Source organism: Thiothrix winogradskyi, from assembly GCF_021650935.1.
Taxonomy (GTDB): Bacteria; Pseudomonadota; Gammaproteobacteria; order Thiotrichales; family Thiotrichaceae; genus Thiothrix; species Thiothrix winogradskyi.
In genome coordinates, this window is sequence record NZ_CP091244.1 from 529,891 (window position 1) to 549,022 (window position 19,132).

Sequence of the window (19,132 nt, forward strand, 5' to 3'; positions counted from 1 at the left end):
GCTACACGATCATGTTTAAAGAAATACGTAATAAACCACAAGCACTCTTCTGGGCCATTGTGCTGCACGTCCTGATCGTCGCGGTGTTATTGCTCAGTTTCCAATTCACTGACCGCCCGGAAACCACGGAAAGTACCGCCGTCGAAGTCACCCTGCCCGACGCACCACTTCCCCCAGAAGAAAAACCCAATACCAGCGAACCGGAACGCACCGCGTTAACGGCGACAGAAGACGCCTCCCCCGCAAAAACAGAGCCAACCAAAGCGGAAGCGGAAGCCGAGGCGAAAGCGGAAGCCCAGCAACAAGCCATTGCCGCTGCGGCAGCGGCGACTGCTGCGGCACAAGCCAAACAGCAAGCCGATGCGCAACGCAAAGCACTGGCAGAAACCAAAGCCAAAGAAGCGGCACGCGAAAAAGCAGACGCTGATAAAGCTGCAAAAGCCAAAGAAGCGGCACGTCAGGAAGCATCTGCTGAAGAACGCGCCAAAGCGGAAGCACGCCGCCGCGCCGAAGCCAGAGCGGAAGCTCGCCGCCAAGACCTAGCCGCTGAAAAAGAAGCCGAACGCAAACAAGCCAATGCTGCCAACAAAGCCAAGGCAGAAGCCGAGGCAAAAGCACTGGCAGAAAAGAAAGCCCGCGAAAAAGCCAAAGCTGACGCTGCTGCTGAAGCAAAAGCCGAAGCGAAAGCAGAAGCGGCTGCTGAAGCGAAAGCCAAAGAAAAAGCCGAAGCGGCTGCCAAAGCCAAATCCGAGGCAAAAGCAGAAGCAGCTGCTGAAGCCAAAGCAGCAGAAAAAGCCAAAGCCGCCGCTGCGGAAAAAGCAGAAGCCGAAGCAGCAGCCAAAGCCAAGTCCGAAGCGCTTGCCCGTAAAAAAGCGGAAGCAGAAGAAGCGCAACTGGCTGCTGACCGTGAACGCTGGAAAGCTGCCGAAGCCAAACGCAAAGCGGCTGAAGAAGACGCCCGCCGTGCTGCCGCAGCCGCTGGCCCTAGCAACAGTGAATTAAGCGCTGCCCGCGCCGCATGGAAAGCCGCTGTCAACCGCAAAATCAAAGGCAACTGGAACAAACCCGGCGAACGCTTTGGCATGTCCGCCACTATTCGCCTAGGCATTAGCTCTTCGAGTGGTATCCGGCGTTTCACCTTATCTTGCGATGGCAGCACCGCGTTTTGCGAGTCGATAAAAGCAGCGGTACACCGTTCCGACCCGTTTCCACGTCCCGAATACAAAGAACTGTACAACGATACTCACGTTATCACGATGGATTAACAGCAATGCACATGAAAACAACCTTACTCGCATCTGTCCTGCTCGTCACAGGACTTGGCTTACCCGTCACCCTAACGGCTGAAGAGTTACACTCGCGCATTGACATTGATGCCACTGCCGGTGAAACCAGCATCATTGTGACGCCTTTCAGCCCGCTATCCAAAGTCGTCGAAGCCGACCTGCAACGCAGCGGGCGTTTCGCGCTGATGGATCCGGCACGGGCAGGCGGTAATTTCTCCCCCGACGCTTTGCGTGCGACTGGAGCAGAATACGCCGTGGTCGGCAGTCACAGCGGTGATATGAATCTCCAACTGGTCAATCTGCGCAGCGGTCAAGTCGTCCGTGCTTTCCGCATTCCCCCGCACCCGAATGAACGCCGCATGGCACACAAAGCCGCCGACTTAGTGTTTGAAAAACTCACCGGGGTAAAAGGCGCATTCGACACCCGTATTGCTTACGTTTCCGCCAGCGGGCCTGCCAAAAACCAAACCTACCAGTTGATCGTATCGGATGCAGACGGTTTCAACCCCCGCACCATCGTGTCTTCGCGCAAACCGGTGATGTCCCCCAGTTGGTCGCCGGATGGCAGGCAAGTGGCGTATGTCTCCTATGAAACGGGTCGCCCCGTGGTCTATGCGCAAGATTTAGCATCGGGTGGCAAGCGCACCATTTCTGACCCGAACCGCTCCAGCATTTCCCCGTCTTGGTCGCCGGACGGACGCTCGATTGCTTACAGTGTCGCCGAACGCGGCAATTACAATATCGTGGTCAGCGGCGCGAATGGTGGCGGCGCACGTCAAATTACCAACACACGCGGCATTAATGCTGAGCCGCAATGGGCAGACAGCAATACCATCGTATTCACCTCTGACCGCAGTGGACAACCGCAACTCTACAAAACCACTGCCAGTGGCGGCGGCGAAAGCCGGATGTCATTCAGCGGTGGCTACAATGCCGGGGCAAGCATTGCAGGCAACAGTGTCGCGATGGTAAAGCAAAGCGGCGGCACATCCAGCATCACCATTATGGATGCTGCCACCAAACAGGAACGCACCATTTCACGCGGAACCCAAGACGATTCCCCTGCCATCTCCCCCAATGGCATGATGGTGTTGTATGCGACGGATGCCGGTGGACGTAACTCCTTGGCAGTCGCCAGTGACAATGGCAAAGCCCACCAAAGCCTGTATTCACAGGCGGGCGATGTACGCGACCCCGCATGGTCGCCCTACCTTGATTAATGAATAGTGAGACGAGTGTTATGAAAATGAAAGCATTGGTTTTTTCAGTCCTGGTGGCTGCACTGAGCGTAACCGGTTGTCAACAAGTCCCGCCAAACGCTGGCGGCACAGGCGGCACTGCGGGCGGTGGTTACGGCACGGGTGGCACTGCGGGCGGTGGTTACGGCACGGGTGGCACTGCGGGTGGTGGTTACGGCACGGGTGGCACTGCGGGTGGTGGCTACGGCACTGGTTCAGGTCAATACACCCCGGCAGAGCTGCGTAACCCCAACAGCATTCTGGCGCAACGGGTCATTTATTTCGACCTCGACCGTTCAGACATCAAGCCGGAATACATGAACGTCCTCAATGCTCATGCTTCCTTGCTGACAGCCTATCCGAACCTGCGGGTACGTTTGGAAGGTCATGCCGACGAACGCGGCTCACGTGATTACAACGTTGCCTTGTCTGAGCGCCGGGGTTATTCCGTACTCGATTACATGCAGGTCAAAGGCACTAGCAGCAACCAGATGGAAGTCATCGGTTATGGCGAAGAAGTCCCGGCAGTTTTCGGGCATAATGAGGCAGCGTGGAGCAAAAACCGCCGCGTCGAAATCAAATATGCCGGAGAATAATATGATGAAAAACCAGCTAAACCGCAGCGTCCTTGGCGCTGTGGTCGCTACCCTGCTGGCAGTTGCCCCTGTGGGGGCTGCACCGCTATCGGATGAGGCTGCGGTGCAATTACTGCAACGGGTCAATGAGTTGGAGCAGGAATTGCGCAACCTGCGCGGTGATAATGAAAAACTGCAAAACGAGTTGGACATTGTGCGGAAAAGTCAGGAAGACACTTTCCAACGTGTCGATGAGCGTATCGAGAAACTGCAAGACAAAACCCCGGACACTGCGGACAAAACCGAAGCTGCGCCAGACACCGTACCCAGCAAAGTTCTCGATAATGCCGATATAGCCGCACTCAAAGCCAAAGACACGGTGCTTGACACTGCCGATAAAGCCACCAAAACCGACCCTAACGGTTTCTACAGCTACGGCACTAACAAGTCAGATGACAAAAACCCACCGGCTAACAACACTACCGACGCCAAGGTTGGTAGTCCGGCTGAAAAAACGGCAGAGCCACCCGACTCAACCAAAGAACCGGACAGCGCCACAACCGCAGACAAAACTCCCTTGCCTGAGCAAGAAGAACGGTCAGTCTATGACAACGCCTTCAAAACCTTGCTGCAAGACCCTAAAGAAGCCGTGCCGGAATTCCGTGGCTTCCTCAAGGATTACCCCAAAAGCCCGCTGGCGGCGAGTGCCCAATATTGGGTAGGCGAAGCCCTGTATGCTGAAAAAGACTACAAAGGCGCGGTTGAAGAGTTTTTAGTGGTACTCAAGGAACACAAGGGCAGTGACAAAGCCCCCGATGCCGCACTCAAACTCGGCTACAGTTTCTACGAACTCAAAGACTGGGAAAAAGCCCGTAAAACGCTGCAAGACGTGATCAGCTTCTTCCCTGATAACGCCGAAACCCGCAAGCTGGCACAAGAACGGCTTGATAAAATGAAGGCTGAGGGGCATTAAGCCCCTCTTTTTTTAATCAGACTGACAGCTTCTCCTGCAAAATTGCGCATCTTTGCATATAGTTATCTGGCAAGGATGACTATTAAATAACAGCGGAGATACGCATGTTCGGCAAAAAAAGCCCAAAACCAACCCCTGAACTTGATCTTGCGCAGGTATTGCCCCCTGTGCCACTGAAAACTGCTGCCGCCCGGCGCTTTATGGAGTTTTGCCAACACGACTTCCAGAGCCATGCCCATGCGGATGGCTTTGACCCCAACGTGTATGCGGATGCGGTCACACTGGTAGTTGACCGCCTCGAAGCCACCCGGCACATGGAGTAAGTCACATGATCATCACTGCCATTAACGCCGAAAACTTTCGCAAATACACCCATCTGCAACTGGAAAATTTACCCGAACGTGGTCTAATCGCCCTCACTGGCGGCAATGAATCCGGCAAAAGCAGCATTGGCGATGTCATACAGTTCGGTCTGTTCGGGCGCACCGAGCAAGTGAAACCCGAAGACGCAGCCAAACTGATTCACTGGGGAGCCAGCCAAGCCAGCGTTGCCTTGCGCCTGCAACACCGGGGGCATGAATACCGGCTGATACGCTCGGTCGACACCGAGGGCAATGTTGCTGCCACCCTGTTTTCCACCGAAGAAGAAGTCACGCTGGCAGATACCCCGGAAACCGTCGAGCGTCAAATCAAAGCGCTGTTCGGCTACTATTACGGCGCATTTTCCAAAGCCTTTTACTGGGGGCAACAAAGCAGCAATACCAAGGAAGGTGACAGCGACAACCTGCGTGCAATTGCCGGACTCAAAGAACACGCCACCCTCAGCAACCAACTGGAACGCGAACAAACGGAACGCCTCAATACCCTCAAGGAAATGGAAGGCCGCAGCAAACACACGTTACGTTCCATCGACACCTTGCATATTGATGACACGCAACTGCCACGCCTCAACGCCATCGTCACCGATATAGAAGAGCGCCAGCAGCAACTTACCCTCATGGCGCAACGGCTCGACAAAGAATCACTCACCTACCCCAATAACCTTGAAGCGTTTCATGGGGTTGACCAACGCTCCCGTAAAATCGGGCGTTGGACTAAAGCCACGCTGATCGTATTCCTGTTGGCGTTGTTAGTGGGCTTATTCTTCATGTTCACGCCTGAATGGGGCAAAAGCGTACTGGGCAATCTTTCCGCCTCCCTCCAAGACACACTGGGCAGAGGCGCAATCCGCCTGGCTTCGATTGCGGCGTTGGTCGGCGCAGTACTGTTGGTTTACGGCTGGTATGTGGAAATGCGCCGCTTGCGTCCGCTACAAATCCAAGCCAATCATCTCGCTGCGGCGATGGAAAACAGCTATCAAGCTTGTACCCAGCCGGTGAGCCGTCAGCTCAACACCGATAGCATCGACTATCTCGTGGAAAAGCACCTCGACATGCCAGACAACAGCACGACCCACCCTGATATGGCTTCCATACCGGAGTGGATACAAACCACACGTCTGTACAAAACCAAAGCACTTTATGTACACAGTGCGGCAGATACTCTCAATGTTGGGCTGGTCAACCGTCGGGAAGAATTGGGAAAACACCTGGAAACAGCTAAAGCCGAGATTCTCACCGCCGAGCAACAACTGGAACACCGTGCGCATTTGCAAGCACTGGCAACCGAGCAAGAACAAGCACTGGAAAACGAACGCCGCCAGCAAGTCGTCACCAGTACGGCCATCGACTTATTAAAGCGCGATGCCAGCCACTCGATTGAACGCTTCAATCAATTGGTCAAAACGCGCTGCCCAGAACTGCTGCAACGTTTCACCCAAACGCATTACAAATCGTTAGAAATTTTGCCGGATTTCAGCCTCAAAGTGCTCTCGGAGGAAAAAGGCGACTACCTTGATTTCAACGAAATTTCCACCGGCACACAACGCCAAGTGGCATTAGCCATGCGCATTGCACTCGCCAATGCCTTGGCAGATGCCACCAAAACCGACAAACAGATGTTGTTTTTGGATGAACCCTTTGCGTTCTTCGACCCGGAACGTAGCAATAACACGCTGCACAGTCTGGCAGAAACCAGTAAAGGTGTGATGAGCCAAATTTGGCTGACCGCGCAAACCAAGCCGGAAGGCATCGCGTTAGCGCATCACATCAAGTGTCGGCAAGGCGAACATACCCTGAAGGTATAGAAGCTTTCTTCTTTGCGAATTATCAACCTATAATCTCTTCAGCACTACAGTTAGAGGAGATAATATGGCTTTTGATAATTTTGCATCCGCACAGTCATTTTTGCTGATCGCGGGCTTTGTGATTGCCTTCATTATGGGGGCAATCGTCAATAAAACACACTTTTGCACAATGGGTGCGGTATCCGACTGGATTAATATGGGCGATACTGGGCGTTTTCGTGCCTGGGGTTTAGCCATTGGGGTTGCCCTGCTAGGGGTAGTCTTGCTGGAAATGGCAGGAATGGTGAATGCCAACGGCTCTTACCCACCTTACCGCAATGGGCAACTGATCTGGGCAGAAAACCTGCTGGGCGGCATCCTCTTCGGCATCGGCATGACCATCGCCGGTGGTTGCGGTAACAAATGTTTGGTGCGTATTGGCGCTGGCAACCTCAAATCCATTTTCGTATTCCTGATTATCGGGGTGGTAGCGTATTTCATGCTGAATCCATTCCCCGGCTCAGATAAAACCTTGTATTCCCTACTATTTTATCCTTGGCTTAACCCCTTGGCAGTGAACATGGGCAATTCTCAGGATTTAGGCAGCGTCATTGCAGGCGAAGACAATGCCTTAATGGCACGCTTGGTCATTGGTTTGGTTATCGGGTTATTTTTGGTCTGGCTGGCGTTTAAATCCAAAGATTTCCGCAGCAGCAGTGATTTCGCACTCGGCGGCATTGCCGTGGGTTTGTGCGTGTTAGCCGCTTGGTATGTCACCAGCAATATCTCGGTAGTTATCGACGAACAGCCTTACCCACTTACCCAGTATTACGGTGAATGGGACATGCTGGCAGAATCAGAGGAAGGCAAACCAGCGATTGGTGCGGCACTTGGCGCACAATCCTTCACTTTCATTAATCCAATGGCTCAGGCAGTGGGTTACACCGCAGGTGGTTTCAATAGCAGCCTGCTGACTTTTGGCGTCATGGCTTTCTTTGGCGTAATGGCTGGCTCTTTAGCGTGGGCATTGGTCAGCCGTACCTTCCGTATCGAATGGTTTGCATCAGCAAGTGATGTCATCAACCATGTATTGGGCGCAGTACTGATGGGGATCGGCGGGGTTTTGGCGATGGGCTGCACGGTTGGTCAAGCCATTACCGGCGTTTCCACTCTCGCGATTGGTTCGTTCATCGCCTTTGCGGGCATTGTGTTGGGCAGTGCACTCACCATGAAAGTGCAATTCTACAAAATGATGTATGAAGAAGAAGCCAGCTTTGGCAAAGCATTAATCACTGGCTTGGTCGACTTAAAACTGCTGCCCGAATCATTGCGCAAACTTGAAAAAGTTTAACGTAAACTGAAAAAAGGCTTGCAAGCTAAAGGTCTTTCCTTATAATAGCGCTCTCTCACGGGACATTAGCTCAGTCGGTAGAGCATCTGACTTTTAATTAGGTGGTCGTGCGTTCGAGTCGCACATGTCCCACCATACAAAACAAAGGGTTGCAGTTTAAAACTGCAACCCTTTTTTGTTGGCAAGCCGCTTCAGGTGTCCTTTTTCTGTTTTGACTACCTTCAAAATACCCTCATTGATTTTTTGGCATGATTCACCGGTAACGTTCAGGCACAAAAAAGCCGGAACAACGCCCGGCTATTGGTGGTGATTCGATGCTGGTAATCATGCCGCTTTTCGATGGTCGGCAATGTAGCCTTTCAGTGCTTCATCTAGCCTTGTCTGCCAGCCTTCGCCGCTTTCCCTGAAATACTCCACCACCTCAGAAGATAGCCGGATAGTAATCCGCTCTTTGGTGGGTGCTTTTTGCTTACCACGTTTCTGGATGATTTGTGCCAGTGCTGGCAACACCTCACCGATGGGGCGGAATGCTGCCATGTCTTCCGCTGTCAGTTCGCGTACTTCGCCGCTGTCGTCTGTCAGGTGTTCAACACGGGTGATATTGTCGTTCATAATTGCGCCTCTCTGGTTTGTCTGCCTTCCTGAAACTGATTACCCGTATACCGTCTTCAATCGGAGTGAAACACGCAACATGCAAGCTACCATTCAAGCAAGCCAGCATGATGTAACGCTGTTCGGGGTAATCATGGCGGGTATCTTCCTTGATGAGCGCCGTATCCCAATCAACATGCTCAACCAAATCAAACGGTAAATCCCGGTGTGCAATGTTCCAAGCGTTCTTTTTCGGGTCATAGTCAATCTTCATCTTACATCCTAATTGTATGCACAATATGACTATAGAGCAATTTTGAAAGGAATGGCATTACAGCCGCCAGATTCATAATCAATCCACATACAAATTCCGCCGCCGACAGAAAGATACCAAAATGTAACGAGTCCCCTTAGTCGTCGGGCGACCACCGTGCGGGTGTGTAATGCAAGGAAATAAGGTGCAATAACCGTTTTTCGGATTCGCCAGCACCTGATGACGCGGAAACCAAGTGCCACCGCCTTCAAAATCGGTATTCAAGCCTACCGTGAAGGTGTAATCACCGAAATCTTGGTGTATTGAGAGCAATTGCTGATCTTCAGCACGATAACGTGCCATGAAACTTTCTTCCGCCATGGTTTCCAGCCAACGTCGCCCTTCCAAGCGCCAATGCTGACGTGCTACTGGGTGACAAAACTCCTCCAACACTTTGTGGTACATGTCATCCAGCCCAAGGTCACGCAACAAGACATCCGTAGTTGGATAAAAACTGTGGCGATCCGTCGACCATTGCGCTTGCCGTTCAGCCGACTCAATGATTTCTTGGCAAAAAGCATGAGTGAATAAGGGGAAGTGGTAAATATCAGGCCCCAGCGTCTCTACCACTAGGTCAATTTCTTTACTGCGGGTTCCGGCGGCAATGTATTTTTGTACCCATGCATCCCAGTTATCTTCCCAAGATGCCAGTGTAATCTCGTCCATTGAGGTGCTCCACGATACTGCGTTAATAACTTCACAGTATGCAGGTAAGAGCCGCCTAGAGCAGAACGCCGCAAGCCAAGCGGCTTTATTCCTCAGATAATTGTGCGGCTACCCTGCTTGATTACCGGACGTGACGACACGGTAAGATTTAATCAAGGTTTGCCCCTGCTCTTGTGGCTTGAGTTGATCGGGTTGCGCAGGTGTCTCCAAGGTTAATTCCACCAAAATATGCTGCTTGCCCTGTTGGGTTTCCTGTTGCCAACAGACAGCACCCGCTTGCTCACGTGGCTCCCCGAATTGTTCGCTGTAATATTGCAGCACTTTATCGTGCGGGTCGCGGGTGATAAAGGTATGGCGTGCATACACTTTGCGTTGCCCCTGTTCAGTCGTTGCCGTACCGTGGCGGGTGCAAATGTGGCTGGCTTTCGGGTAGGGGGAAGTGCTAGAGATGCTTTGAGACTGCCCGTTGGTATCGTTAGTGTCGCTCATGTTGTTTTACCTTATGTCTTGTTTAAATGTTGTGTATTTACCACCTTATAGAACTTTTTGACGCCAAAAACCGTGATTGATTTCACAACCGTGGCGAAAAAAGCGATAGTCGTACACGGTGCTTGTTAAGCAACTTGTGTGCCAGCGCCCTGTTTTGCCTTTTGTCGACTTTGTTTGAGCTAAGGGGGCAAAAAACGCAGAATTAATGCCATTTCCGCACCAATAGTCAGCAATAATAATTATGAGCTTAGCCATCGTTTACAGCCGCACCAATAACGGGCTGGATGCCCCCTTAGTGAGCGTCGAAGTACACCTCGCCAATGGTCTGCCCGGTGTTTCCATCGTCGGCTTGCCCGAAACCGCCGTAAAAGAAAGCCGGGATCGTGTCAAAGCCGCCATGACCAATTCCGATTTCCACTTTCCGTTGCGGCGCGTCACCATTAATCTCGCTCCGGCGGATATTCCCAAAGATGGCGGGCGCTTCGATTTACCGATTGCGATTGGAATGTTGGCGGCGAGTGAGCAATTGCCCCACGAGGTATTGCAGGGCTACGAATTCATCGGTGAATTGTCCTTAGGCGGGCAATTGCGCCCCGTGCGCGGAGTCTTGCCCACCGCGTTTGCCGCCCTGCAAGCCGGACGTGCGTTGATCGTGCCGCAAGACAATGCCGCCGAAGCCAGCTTGATCAAAGGCTTGAAGGTTTTTGCTGCCAATACCCTCAGCGAAGTGGTGGAGCACCTGCACGGCAGTGAACCGCTGGTGCGCTGGGAGCAACACATTGAAACCACCGAGACCACTTACCCTTTCGATCTTAGCGATGTGAAGGGGCAATTCATGGCACGCCGAGCGCTGGAAATTGCCGCTGCGGGCGGTCACAATTTGCTAATGGTCGGGCCACCGGGAACGGGCAAAACCATGCTCGCCAACCGCCTTGCCACGATTTTGCCGCCACTGTCCGAAGACGAAGCGCTGGAATCCGCCGCGATTGCCTCCATCAGCCATCACGGTTTTGAAGCCAGCCGCTGGGGGCAACGCCAAGTGCGCGAACCGCATCATACCTCCTCCGGTGTGGCTTTAGTTGGCGGTGGTTCGCAAGTCAAACCGGGGGAAATTTCCCTCGCGCATCACGGTATTTTGTTTCTCGACGAACTCACCGAATTCGACCGAACCGTACTCGACGTACTGCGCGAACCGTTGGAAACCGGCAAGATCACGCTTTCCCGCGCTGCCCGCCAAGCCACTTACCCCGCCAAATTCCAGCTCGTCGCCGCGATGAATCCATGTCCGCAAGGGCGTGCTTGTGACTTGCGTGAAAACTGCGAATGCACCCCGGAACGTCAGCGCAAACATCGCAGCCGCATTTCCGCACCGTTTCTGGACCGCATCGACCTGCAAATCGAAGTACCACGGGTCAAGCAAGAGGATTTGCAATCCTTCAAACACGGCGAAACCAGTGCTACCGTGCGCGAACGTGTCGAAGCGGCGCGTTCCCGCCAACACGCCCGCCAAGGCAAAATCAACAATGCCTTGACTGGACGCGATGTCGACCACTATTGCGTATTGGCGGAAAAAGACCAGAAATTGCTGAATGCGGCAATGGAACGTTTCAAGCTTTCTGCACGGGCCTATCACCGCATCCTCAAAGTGGCACGAACCATTGCCGATTTAGCCGAAAGTGCCGAGATTCGTACTGCACATTTGACCGAAGCCTTGAGTTATCGCGCGTTGGATCGTTTAGCCGCGTTATAATCCACGCTGGTAAATAACGATGACAAGGTGCGGGTATGTTGCGTTCGACAGACACAAGAAAAGTATTGCTGGCAGGCATTTGTAGCCTGATCCTCACCGTGGGCTTAGCACGGTTCGCCTACACCCCGATGCTGCCGGTCATGCGGGCAGAAACTTGGCTCACCGAAGTTGCGGGCGGCTGGCTTGCTACCTTCAATTACATGGGCTACATGAGTGGCGCATTACTCGCCGCCTCCATTAGCAGTTTGCACACCAAATACCGACTCTACCGTGCAGGCTTAGTGATTGGCGTATTGAGTATTGCAGGCATGGCACTGACGCAAGACATGGTGCTGTGGTCGATTTTGCGTTACATCGCAGGCTTGAGCAGTGCCGCCGGGTTGCTGATCGGTTCGGGCTTGATGCTGAACTGGTTAATGCGTAACGGACATCGCCCAGAACTCGGTATCCACTTCGGCGGCTTGGGCGGTGGTATTCTGGTTTCAGGATTAGTCGCGGTGTTAATGACCGCAATGCATCTGAATTGGGCGCAACAGTGGATCGCATTAGGATTGCTCAGCGCATTACTGTTCATCCCCGCGTGGTTATGGCTACCCGAACCCGCTCCTCCCGCTAACCAACAAACCACGCCGCAAGCTCCGCCTTCCCTTCAATGGTTAAAGCTCATGATTGCCATGTACTTCTGTGCGGGGGTTGGCTTTGTGGTCAGCGCCACCTTCACGGTTGCGATGGTAGAAAAGATTCCTTCCCTGAATGGCTGGGGCAGTTGGGTCTGGGTATTGGTTGGCATTGCAGCAACACCGGCTTGTTTTATCTGGGATCGAGTATCACGGCGCATCGGCGATATGCCAGCGCTGCAACTGGCGTTTGCGGGGCAAATCGTAGCGATTGTATTGCCTGCGGTATCCATGAATGCGGCAATAGCGGTGTTTAGTGCCGCACTTTACGGCGCAACCTTTATCGGTATTGTCAGCCTCACCCTAACAGCCATTGGGCGGCATTACCCAGCCAACCCCGCCAAAGCGATGGCACGTTTGACCCTGAGCTATGGTGTTGCGCAAATCATCGCCCCCGCCGCGACCGGTTACATTGCGGAAGCAACCGGCAGTTACCAAGGGGGCTTGTTGATGGCAGCAGCGGTCATGGTGGTGGGCATGGGCTTGTTGTGGAAATTGCACACGACCCCCACCCATTAGGGCTATAATGGCTACCCATAAATATCAATTAGGAGATAGCTCATTATGAAATTCTTTGTGGATACTGGCGATATTAACGAAATCAGCACCTTGGTCGAAACCGGCATGGTCGATGGTGTTACCACTAACCCGTCATTAGTTGCCAGTTCAGGTAAAGATTTCGTGGCATTGGTGCGCGATATTTGCCAGCTTGTCCCCGGTCATGTCAGTGCTGAAGTGTTGGCAACCGATGTCACCACCATGCTGAAAGAAGCCGAGGTGTTACGTACCATTGCCGATAACGTTTGCATCAAAGTGCCTCTCACCGTTGACGGTTTGAAAGCTTGTAAAGCCCTATCTGCTGAAGGCACAGCAGTCAACGTCACCCTGTGTTTCAGTGCCGTTCAAGCCTTGTTGGCAGCCAAAGCAGGCGCAACTTACGTTTCCCCCTTCATTGGGCGTTTGGATGATGTGGGCGAATCCGGGATGCAGTTGATCCGTGACATCGTGAATATGTACGACAACTACCCCAACTTACATACCCAAGTACTAGCAGCCTCCATCCGCAGCCCCAGCCACGTTTTGGAATCGGCGATGGCAGGGGCGCATGTCGCCACCTTACCTCCCAAAATCATCTGGCAATTGTATAACCACCCACTGACCGACAAAGGCTTGGCAGCTTTCCTGAAAGACTGGGAAAAAACCGGTCAGAAACTCATCTAACCTCCAACCGAAAGTCATGTGCCTAGCATTGCTGGGCGCAGGCGGGGCTTATTGGTGCGCAGCACAATTCATCTGCTGCTTTACTGATTTTGTGCCATTATCCCGCTATCGTCATCAGGACAAGACATCATGACTCATCCCATTATTGAAGTGCGCGACCTGCACAAACGTTATCCCGGCGTGAATGCGGTCAATGGCATCGACTTTGCTGTCCCGCCAGGCATTTGCTTTGGGCTGCTCGGCCCTAACGGTGCGGGTAAAACCACCACCATTGAGATGATGGAAGGCATTACCAAACCCACATCAGGCGAGATTTTCTACAAAGGCGAATTGCAAGGCGCACGATTTCGGCAGGAAGCGGGTATCCAATTCCAATCAACGGCTTTGCAGGATTTCCTCACGGTGCGTGAAAACTTGAAATTTTTCAGCAGCCTGTATCCCAAAAGTTTGCCGCTGGAAGAACTGATCGAGATTTGCCGTTTGCAGGAATACCTCGACCGCGATGCCAGCAAACTCTCCGGCGGGCAACGCCAACGCATGTTGCTGGCCTTAGCGCTGGTAAATGACCCCGACGTGGTGTTCCTCGACGAACCCACCACCGGACTCGACCCGCAAGCCCGCCTCAACTTCTGGGAACTGGTCAACAATATCAAAGCCCGCCACAAAACGGTGTTGCTGACCACGCATTACATGGAAGAGGCATACAACCTGTGTGACGAAATCGTGATTATGGATCACGGCAAAATCATTGCACACGGTTCGCCCGACACCTTGCTGGCAACGCATTTTCAAGACGTGATTATCGAATTGCCAGAGCGTGATTTCCCAGAAGCGTCCAAAATCATTCCGCACCGTTATTTGGATAAAGTGACCGGCACGGTGGAAATCATCACCCAAGACGTGAACGCCACCTTGGAATTGCTGATCCAACACGGTGCATCCTTGGCGGGTTTGCAAGTGCGCCCGCGCACCCTCGAAGACCTCTTCCTAGAACTCACCGGCAAGGAGTTACGCGCGTGATCAAGCGTATTTGGGCAACGTTTTACGCCCGCTCTCTGGAATTTTTGCGGGATCGTTCCACCCTTGGCTGGAATTTCATTTTGCCAATGGCATTGGTGTTTGGCTTGGCGTTTGTGTTTTCGGGGGATGGACAGCCGCTGTTCAAAGTCGCCGTCGTCGCCCAGAGTGCCGAGCACCCGTTTCGGCACACCGAACACGTTGAGTTTTATGAGGTGACGCCGGATGCAGTGGAGGCCACCGTGCGCAAAGTCGGGCGGCATCAAGTCGATATGCTGCTGGATCTGCGGGCAGAACCTGCGCGTTATTGGATCAATAGCGATTCGCAAAACGGTTACTTTCTGGAAAAGCTGTTGCAACACAGCGGCGGTACAGCGTTGCAAGCACAGAGTGTGCAGGGCGCAGAAATCCGCTACGTCGATTGGGTGGTTCCCGGCATTTTGGGAATGAACCTGATGTTCAGTTGCTTATTCGGCGTGGGATTTGTGATCGTGCGCTACCGTAAAAGCGGCTATTTGAAACGCTTGAATGCCACGCCCTTGAGTGCTACCGAATTCCTGTTGGCGCAAATTGCTTCACGTTTGGCGCTGGTCGTCGTCGTGACCACGATTGTGTTTACCTGCACTAACCTATTCATGCATTTCACCATGGAAGGCAGTTATTGGAACTTGTTATTGGTGCTGGTATTGGGGGCATTTACCCTGATTGCGCTGAGCTTGGTGGTCGCGGCACGAGTAAGCAGCGAGGAATTAGCGGGCGGTTTACTCAACGTGTTGACCTGGCCGATGATGGTGTTGTCGGGGGTATGGTTTTCGATGGAAGGCACTAACCCGATCATGCAATGGGTCAGTCAATTGTCACCATTGACCCACATCCTCAGCGCGGCGCGGGCGATTATGCTGGATGGGGCGGGCTTGGCGGACATTGGCGTGCAATTGCTGGTATTGGTGGCAATGGCAGCGGTGTTTCTGGTGATTGGCACGTTATCGTTTAAATGGACTACCGAGTGAGGGGCAAGCCCCCTCACCGACACCGATCATTAAGCCGCTTGCGCTTTCAGCGGCAAATGCCCGTTGTGCAATAACGTCGGGTATAAATGCACGATTTCGTCGTCAATGCGGCGAATCACCAACGCAAAAATCTCGCGGGTATCGCGGATAAACGCTTCATGATCACGAATGCGCAGTTCTTTGCCTTTGCACCAGCGTTTCAAATATTGCCCAAAGACCCGCTTGATTTCACCCGAACCGGAGAGGAATTTGCGCCCGGTATTGCGGGCATCGTTGTCATCATCCATCAACAACAACTGGTATAACTCGCGCTCTTCGGTTTCCAGATGTTCTTTTACCAATTCGACATAACGGAAAAACAATTCACAGGATACTTCAGTATCACACATGGAACGTTCGTTAATCAGGTAACTTAACACATTGGACAGTTCAGTAATTTTGTGGTTTTGCTCATTGAGCTCCATGTATGAAATCATGGGGGCGGCCTCCTGTAGTGATGCTTTGTTTGGTGTTTAGTCTCCTGCGGATGATAGGTGATTAAAGCCTAACAAATCATGACATTACTCATAAGAACCAACAGGAGGAGCTTAGGGTTTCCACTAGTTATAAGCGCACGCATTAGTGACTACCACCGTTTAATCCCAACTGTAGCCGTTGTCGTTGGAGATTTTTTCGCACAAGGCTTCCAGTGCTGCTAGGAACGCTTCTTCGTCATCGGGAGTGATTTCAAAGCTGGAAAAGTCGACATACGTGCCGTTTTCGTCTTCGCTTTCTTCCCATTCGTAGTCGTAAGCGTCGTCAGTCGTGTGTTTGGAACACAGCTTGTCGATTTTCTCGACGACTTTTTCGGAATCATCGGTGTAAATATAGAAACCGGTTAAGGTTAAAGCAGCGGTTTCGCTGGCTGTTTCTTCCGTTTCTTCTTCGGAATCGTCGTAGCCTTCAACGCTGAAGTTGTAGTTTTCGTCATCTGCCCATTCATTGCAGAGTGCGTCGAGTGCTTCGAGGAAGGTGTCAGGGTCGTCGAGCGAAAGGTCAAAGTTGCTAATAATCGCGTAAGTGGTGCCGTCTTCTTCGCTTTCTTCGTAGTCAAAGTAGAAGGAATCTTCGTTTTCGTGTTGTTCGCACAATGCTTCTAAGGCGATTGCGAATTCTTCAACGGATTCGGTAGCGACATAGAAATCAAACAGTTGGATCGAGCCTTCGGAGGCAAAATACGAGCTGTCATCTTCGGATTCGATTTCCGCGCTGAAATCCAAATCCTCAATGGCTTTGACCACCCAAGTGTCGTGTCCGTTTAATGCGTCGTGGATCACGTAGTTGTAGGGGATATAGCAATAGCCGTTGTCGCCCCATTCCTGCCCCCACGAGTTACGCACGATGAACATTTTGTCTTTGTCTAAATAACCGACGCATAACATGGCGTGCCAGCCGTGTTCTTCGCGCACTTGTTCGGTTTTTTTCGGGACGGGGACGCGCCCGCGATTATCAGTGGCATCGTCGAAAGAGGAAAAGGTGTTCAGGCAAAAGGCAATCGGGTAGCCTTCAGCGAGGGTGTGGCGGTACAAATCCAGATCGGTTTCCACGTATTCCGCCTCGGCAATTTTGAAGTTGGCGGCGTGTTCGTAGGCTTCGCTGGCGGGTTCTTCGGTGATGTAAGTTTCGTCGTTAGGCCACAAGTTTTCGTGGCACGCACCGTATTTTTTCAGACCGTCAATCGCCGCTTGCATGGTAGTGCCATCGTCTTGGTCTTCATCGCCGCATTCCCGGCGGGCGTTGAAGTAAATGAACAAGCGACTGACATCACCGGCTTCCCCTAAGTGGCGTTTGGCGAGGTATTCATAAGCTCCGGCGCAGGCATTGGCGACGCAGCTAAAGCCGACTTGCTCCTCAACATCGGTGAGGAGAGGGCGCAAGTCGACTTTGGGCGGCAGCGGTTTGTTACCCGATCGCCCAATACGGCGGTGTTTGGCATCGGGAGGCACTGCTCCAACGCGGCAGCCGCCGATTTTGGGTTGACGTGGTTTCATGCGCGGCTTTCCTGTTTAGCCTATGTGTGCCAATGCAATTTTTAACATGCGGCGCACGGGTTCAGCCGCGCCCCACAGCAATTGGTCGCCAACGGTGAACGCGGTGAGGTATTGCGGCCCCAAGTTCATTTTGCGGATACGCCCCACAGGAATGGTCAGCGTGCCAGAGGCTTGTACCGGTGTCAGACCGTGCAAGGTGGATTCCTTATCATTCGGGATGACTTTTACCCACTCATTGTGGCTGGCGATAATGCTTTCGATTTCAGCCAGTGGCAAATCTTGCTTGAGCTTGATGGTGAAACCTTGCGAATGGCAACGCATTGCGCCGATACGCACACACTGTCCGTCCACGGGGATGAGGTTCGTCGCCGTTTTGCCGAGGATTTTGTTGGTTTCGGCAATGCCTTTCCACTCTTCCTTGGTTTGACCGTTTTCCCACAGCTTATCGATCCACGGGATTAGGCTGCCTGCCAAGGGTGCACCAAAATTGGCGGTGGAAAGCGTGCCGTCATTCAATTTCGCGGTGACTTTGGTGTCGATGTCGAGAATCGCGGAAGCAGGGTCTGCCAGCAAAGCGCCGACTTCACCGTTGAGTTCGCCCATTTGGGTGAGCAATTCGCGCATGTTTTTCGCGCCCGCACCGGAAGCCGCTTGGTAAGTCATGGAGGTGATCCATTCGACTAAACCTTTTTCAAACAAGCCGCCCAAGGCCATTAGCATCAGGGAAACGGTGCAGTTGCCGCCGATGTAATTTTTAATGCCGTTTTGCAAGCCCGCGTCGATGACAGCGCGGTTTACCGGGTCGAGTACGATGATGGCGTCATCAGCCATGCGCAAGGTGGAAGCCGCGTCAATCCAGTAGCCGTTCCAGCGGGCGCGAAGTGGGGCGTAAACCGCATTGGTGTAATCGCCGCCTTGGCAGGAGAGGATAATGTCCATTTCCGCCAGCTTGTCGATATTCATCGCATCTTCCAGCGGTTTCGCACCCATGCCTACGTCAGGGCCGGGTTTGCCGGACTGCGAAGTGGTGAAAAATACTGGCTCAAAGCCCTGAAAATCGTTTTCCGCACGCATCCGTTCCATCAGTACCGAACCGACCATACCGCGCCAACCGACAAAACCAACCTTTAACATCACAAACTCCGTCAAACAAGGAATACGGGTCGCCCCACTGCTGCACCCGCGAATAGGGGTAAGAGTGTAGCACCGTCAGTGATAGAGCAAAACATCGAGGTTTAGGGAAACTTGCCGTTTACCATCAAAAGCATACTATAATTAACCTTAACCGTGATTAAGTTAACCAAGATGTTCAAATATGCTGACATTATCCGCTCGTACTACCATCACACTGGAAGTTTTTGGTCACATGATCCGTGCTGCACGTTTGGAAAGAAAGATGCCACAAGCCGAACTAGCGGAACGTTTGGGCGTTAGCCGCCAAACCATCAGTGCCATTGAAAAAGGGGATGCAAAGGTTTCCATCGGTGCAGTGTTTGAAGCAGCAACAATTGTCGGCATCCCACTGCTAACCGACAACGCCCGTGAATTGCAGCGTCTTTCGACCACCGTAGCGAATCTAGCCAGCTTGCTCCCCGAACGCGCCCGGACAATCAAAGTGGAGTTGGATAATGATTTCTGACCAACAGCCAGCAGACAGCGCTTATGTATGGATTTGGTTGCCAGGGCAGACTGAACCCGTGGTTGCTGGGCGTATTGTCAGGCGGGGGCAATTGCATTATTTCACCTATGGGCGCAGTTATTTGCTAAGTGTTTAATCGGTT

Annotated in this window: 21 protein-coding genes and 1 tRNA gene; 15 read left to right on the forward strand and 7 right to left on the reverse strand. The window is 52.6% G+C overall.

From position 1 onward, the window contains the following. Nucleotides 1–11: 11 nt before the first annotated feature. The 8 genes from tolA to L2Y54_RS02945 all read left to right on the forward strand — a co-directional run bounded on the left by tolA (nucleotide 12) and on the right by L2Y54_RS02945 (nucleotide 7,722). Nucleotides 12–1,265: a cell envelope integrity protein TolA gene (tolA, locus tag L2Y54_RS02910; RefSeq protein ID WP_236499723.1), complete on the forward strand. Its 1,254-nt coding sequence runs from the start codon at nucleotides 12–14 to the stop codon at nucleotides 1,263–1,265. 11 nt (nucleotides 1,266–1,276) lie between these two features. Next, complete coding sequence (tolB, locus tag L2Y54_RS02915) at nucleotides 1,277–2,506, forward strand: Tol-Pal system beta propeller repeat protein TolB (RefSeq protein WP_236499724.1); 1,230 nt, start codon at nucleotides 1,277–1,279, stop codon at nucleotides 2,504–2,506. 26 nt (nucleotides 2,507–2,532) lie between these two features. Further along, on the forward strand, nucleotides 2,533–3,120 hold the full coding sequence (pal, locus tag L2Y54_RS02920; protein WP_236499725.1) for a peptidoglycan-associated lipoprotein Pal: 588 nt from the start codon (nucleotides 2,533–2,535) through the stop codon (nucleotides 3,118–3,120). A gap of 1 nt (nucleotide 3,121) precedes the next feature. Continuing rightward, nucleotides 3,122–4,072 carry a tol-pal system protein YbgF gene (gene ybgF, locus L2Y54_RS02925; protein WP_236499727.1) on the forward strand — a complete coding sequence of 317 codons (951 nt, stop codon included), beginning with the start codon at nucleotides 3,122–3,124 and terminating at the stop codon, nucleotides 4,070–4,072. Between the two features lie 104 nt (nucleotides 4,073–4,176). Then, nucleotides 4,177–4,395, forward strand: a complete 219-nt coding sequence (locus L2Y54_RS02930; RefSeq protein ID WP_236499728.1) for a hypothetical protein — start codon at nucleotides 4,177–4,179, stop codon at nucleotides 4,393–4,395. Nucleotides 4,396–4,400: 5 nt separating this feature from the next. Continuing rightward, nucleotides 4,401–6,257 (forward strand): ATP-binding protein, encoded by a 1,857-nt coding sequence (locus tag L2Y54_RS02935; RefSeq protein ID WP_236499730.1) that lies wholly within the window; start codon nucleotides 4,401–4,403, stop codon nucleotides 6,255–6,257. A 64-nt stretch (nucleotides 6,258–6,321) separates the two neighbouring features. Next, the gene (locus tag L2Y54_RS02940) at nucleotides 6,322–7,587 is read left to right on the forward strand and encodes a YeeE/YedE family protein (RefSeq protein ID WP_236499731.1); all 1,266 of its coding nucleotides are present in this window, start codon (nucleotides 6,322–6,324) and stop codon (nucleotides 7,585–7,587) included. 59 nt (nucleotides 7,588–7,646) lie between these two features. Beyond that, nucleotides 7,647–7,722: transfer RNA gene (locus tag L2Y54_RS02945), tRNA-Lys, on the forward strand. A 189-nt stretch (nucleotides 7,723–7,911) separates the two neighbouring features. Here the strand turns inward: L2Y54_RS02945 and L2Y54_RS02950 are convergent. The 4 genes from L2Y54_RS02950 to L2Y54_RS02965 form a co-directional block, all read right to left on the reverse strand. Then, entirely contained in the window at nucleotides 7,912–8,199 is a 288-nt protein-coding gene (locus tag L2Y54_RS02950) for a BrnA antitoxin family protein (RefSeq protein WP_236499733.1), read from the reverse strand. Next, nucleotides 8,174–8,452, reverse strand: coding sequence for a BrnT family toxin (locus L2Y54_RS02955; protein ID WP_236499735.1), 279 nt, complete (start codon nucleotides 8,450–8,452; stop codon nucleotides 8,174–8,176). The genes L2Y54_RS02950 and L2Y54_RS02955 overlap by 26 nt, the downstream gene beginning before the upstream one ends. Nucleotides 8,453–8,530: 78 nt before the next feature. Further along, a complete protein-coding gene (locus L2Y54_RS02960) occupies nucleotides 8,531–9,157 on the reverse strand; it encodes a 2OG-Fe(II) oxygenase family protein (RefSeq protein WP_236499736.1) in 627 nt (208 codons plus the stop codon). A 108-nt stretch (nucleotides 9,158–9,265) separates the two neighbouring features. Beyond that, complete coding sequence (locus L2Y54_RS02965) at nucleotides 9,266–9,646, reverse strand: hypothetical protein (protein ID WP_236499737.1); 381 nt, start codon at nucleotides 9,644–9,646, stop codon at nucleotides 9,266–9,268. A 241-nt stretch (nucleotides 9,647–9,887) separates the two neighbouring features. Between L2Y54_RS02965 and L2Y54_RS02970 the strand changes: the two genes are divergently transcribed. The 5 genes from L2Y54_RS02970 (at nucleotide 9,888) to L2Y54_RS02990 (ending at nucleotide 15,321) form a co-directional block, all read left to right on the forward strand. Further along, nucleotides 9,888–11,396, forward strand: coding sequence for a YifB family Mg chelatase-like AAA ATPase (locus L2Y54_RS02970; protein WP_236499738.1), 1,509 nt, complete (start codon nucleotides 9,888–9,890; stop codon nucleotides 11,394–11,396). Between the two features lie 35 nt (nucleotides 11,397–11,431). Beyond that, nucleotides 11,432–12,592, forward strand: coding sequence for a YbfB/YjiJ family MFS transporter (locus tag L2Y54_RS02975; protein WP_236499739.1), 1,161 nt, complete (start codon nucleotides 11,432–11,434; stop codon nucleotides 12,590–12,592). A gap of 45 nt (nucleotides 12,593–12,637) precedes the next feature. Next, complete coding sequence (gene fsa, locus L2Y54_RS02980) at nucleotides 12,638–13,294, forward strand: fructose-6-phosphate aldolase (protein WP_236499740.1); 657 nt, start codon at nucleotides 12,638–12,640, stop codon at nucleotides 13,292–13,294. Between the two features lie 129 nt (nucleotides 13,295–13,423). Further along, the gene (locus L2Y54_RS02985) at nucleotides 13,424–14,314 is read left to right on the forward strand and encodes an ABC transporter ATP-binding protein (protein ID WP_236499741.1); all 891 of its coding nucleotides are present in this window, start codon (nucleotides 13,424–13,426) and stop codon (nucleotides 14,312–14,314) included. After that, nucleotides 14,311–15,321: an ABC transporter permease gene (locus L2Y54_RS02990; protein WP_236499742.1), complete on the forward strand. Its 1,011-nt coding sequence runs from the start codon at nucleotides 14,311–14,313 to the stop codon at nucleotides 15,319–15,321. Before L2Y54_RS02985 ends, L2Y54_RS02990 begins: the two co-directional genes overlap by 4 nt. Nucleotides 15,322–15,350: 29 nt before the next feature. On the opposite strand, the gene L2Y54_RS02995 is transcribed toward L2Y54_RS02990, so the two are convergent. From L2Y54_RS02995 to asd, 3 genes are all read right to left on the reverse strand, one after another. Next, nucleotides 15,351–15,797 (reverse strand): hypothetical protein, encoded by a 447-nt coding sequence (locus L2Y54_RS02995; RefSeq protein WP_236499743.1) that lies wholly within the window; start codon nucleotides 15,795–15,797, stop codon nucleotides 15,351–15,353. Nucleotides 15,798–15,956: 159 nt separating this feature from the next. Continuing rightward, nucleotides 15,957–17,351: a C1 family peptidase gene (locus tag L2Y54_RS03000; protein WP_236499744.1), complete on the reverse strand. Its 1,395-nt coding sequence runs from the start codon at nucleotides 17,349–17,351 to the stop codon at nucleotides 15,957–15,959. Nucleotides 17,352–17,366: 15 nt separating this feature from the next. After that, nucleotides 17,367–18,485 carry an aspartate-semialdehyde dehydrogenase gene (asd, locus tag L2Y54_RS03005; protein ID WP_236499745.1) on the reverse strand — a complete coding sequence of 373 codons (1,119 nt, stop codon included), beginning with the start codon at nucleotides 18,483–18,485 and terminating at the stop codon, nucleotides 17,367–17,369. A gap of 181 nt (nucleotides 18,486–18,666) precedes the next feature. Here asd and L2Y54_RS03010 point away from each other — a divergent pair, with 181 nt between their 5' ends. After that, nucleotides 18,667–18,990, forward strand: coding sequence for a helix-turn-helix transcriptional regulator (locus L2Y54_RS03010; protein ID WP_236499746.1), 324 nt, complete (start codon nucleotides 18,667–18,669; stop codon nucleotides 18,988–18,990). Then, nucleotides 18,980–19,126: a hypothetical protein gene (locus L2Y54_RS03015; protein WP_236499747.1), complete on the forward strand. Its 147-nt coding sequence runs from the start codon at nucleotides 18,980–18,982 to the stop codon at nucleotides 19,124–19,126. The genes L2Y54_RS03010 and L2Y54_RS03015 overlap by 11 nt, the downstream gene beginning before the upstream one ends. Nucleotides 19,127–19,132 lie beyond the last annotated feature (6 nt).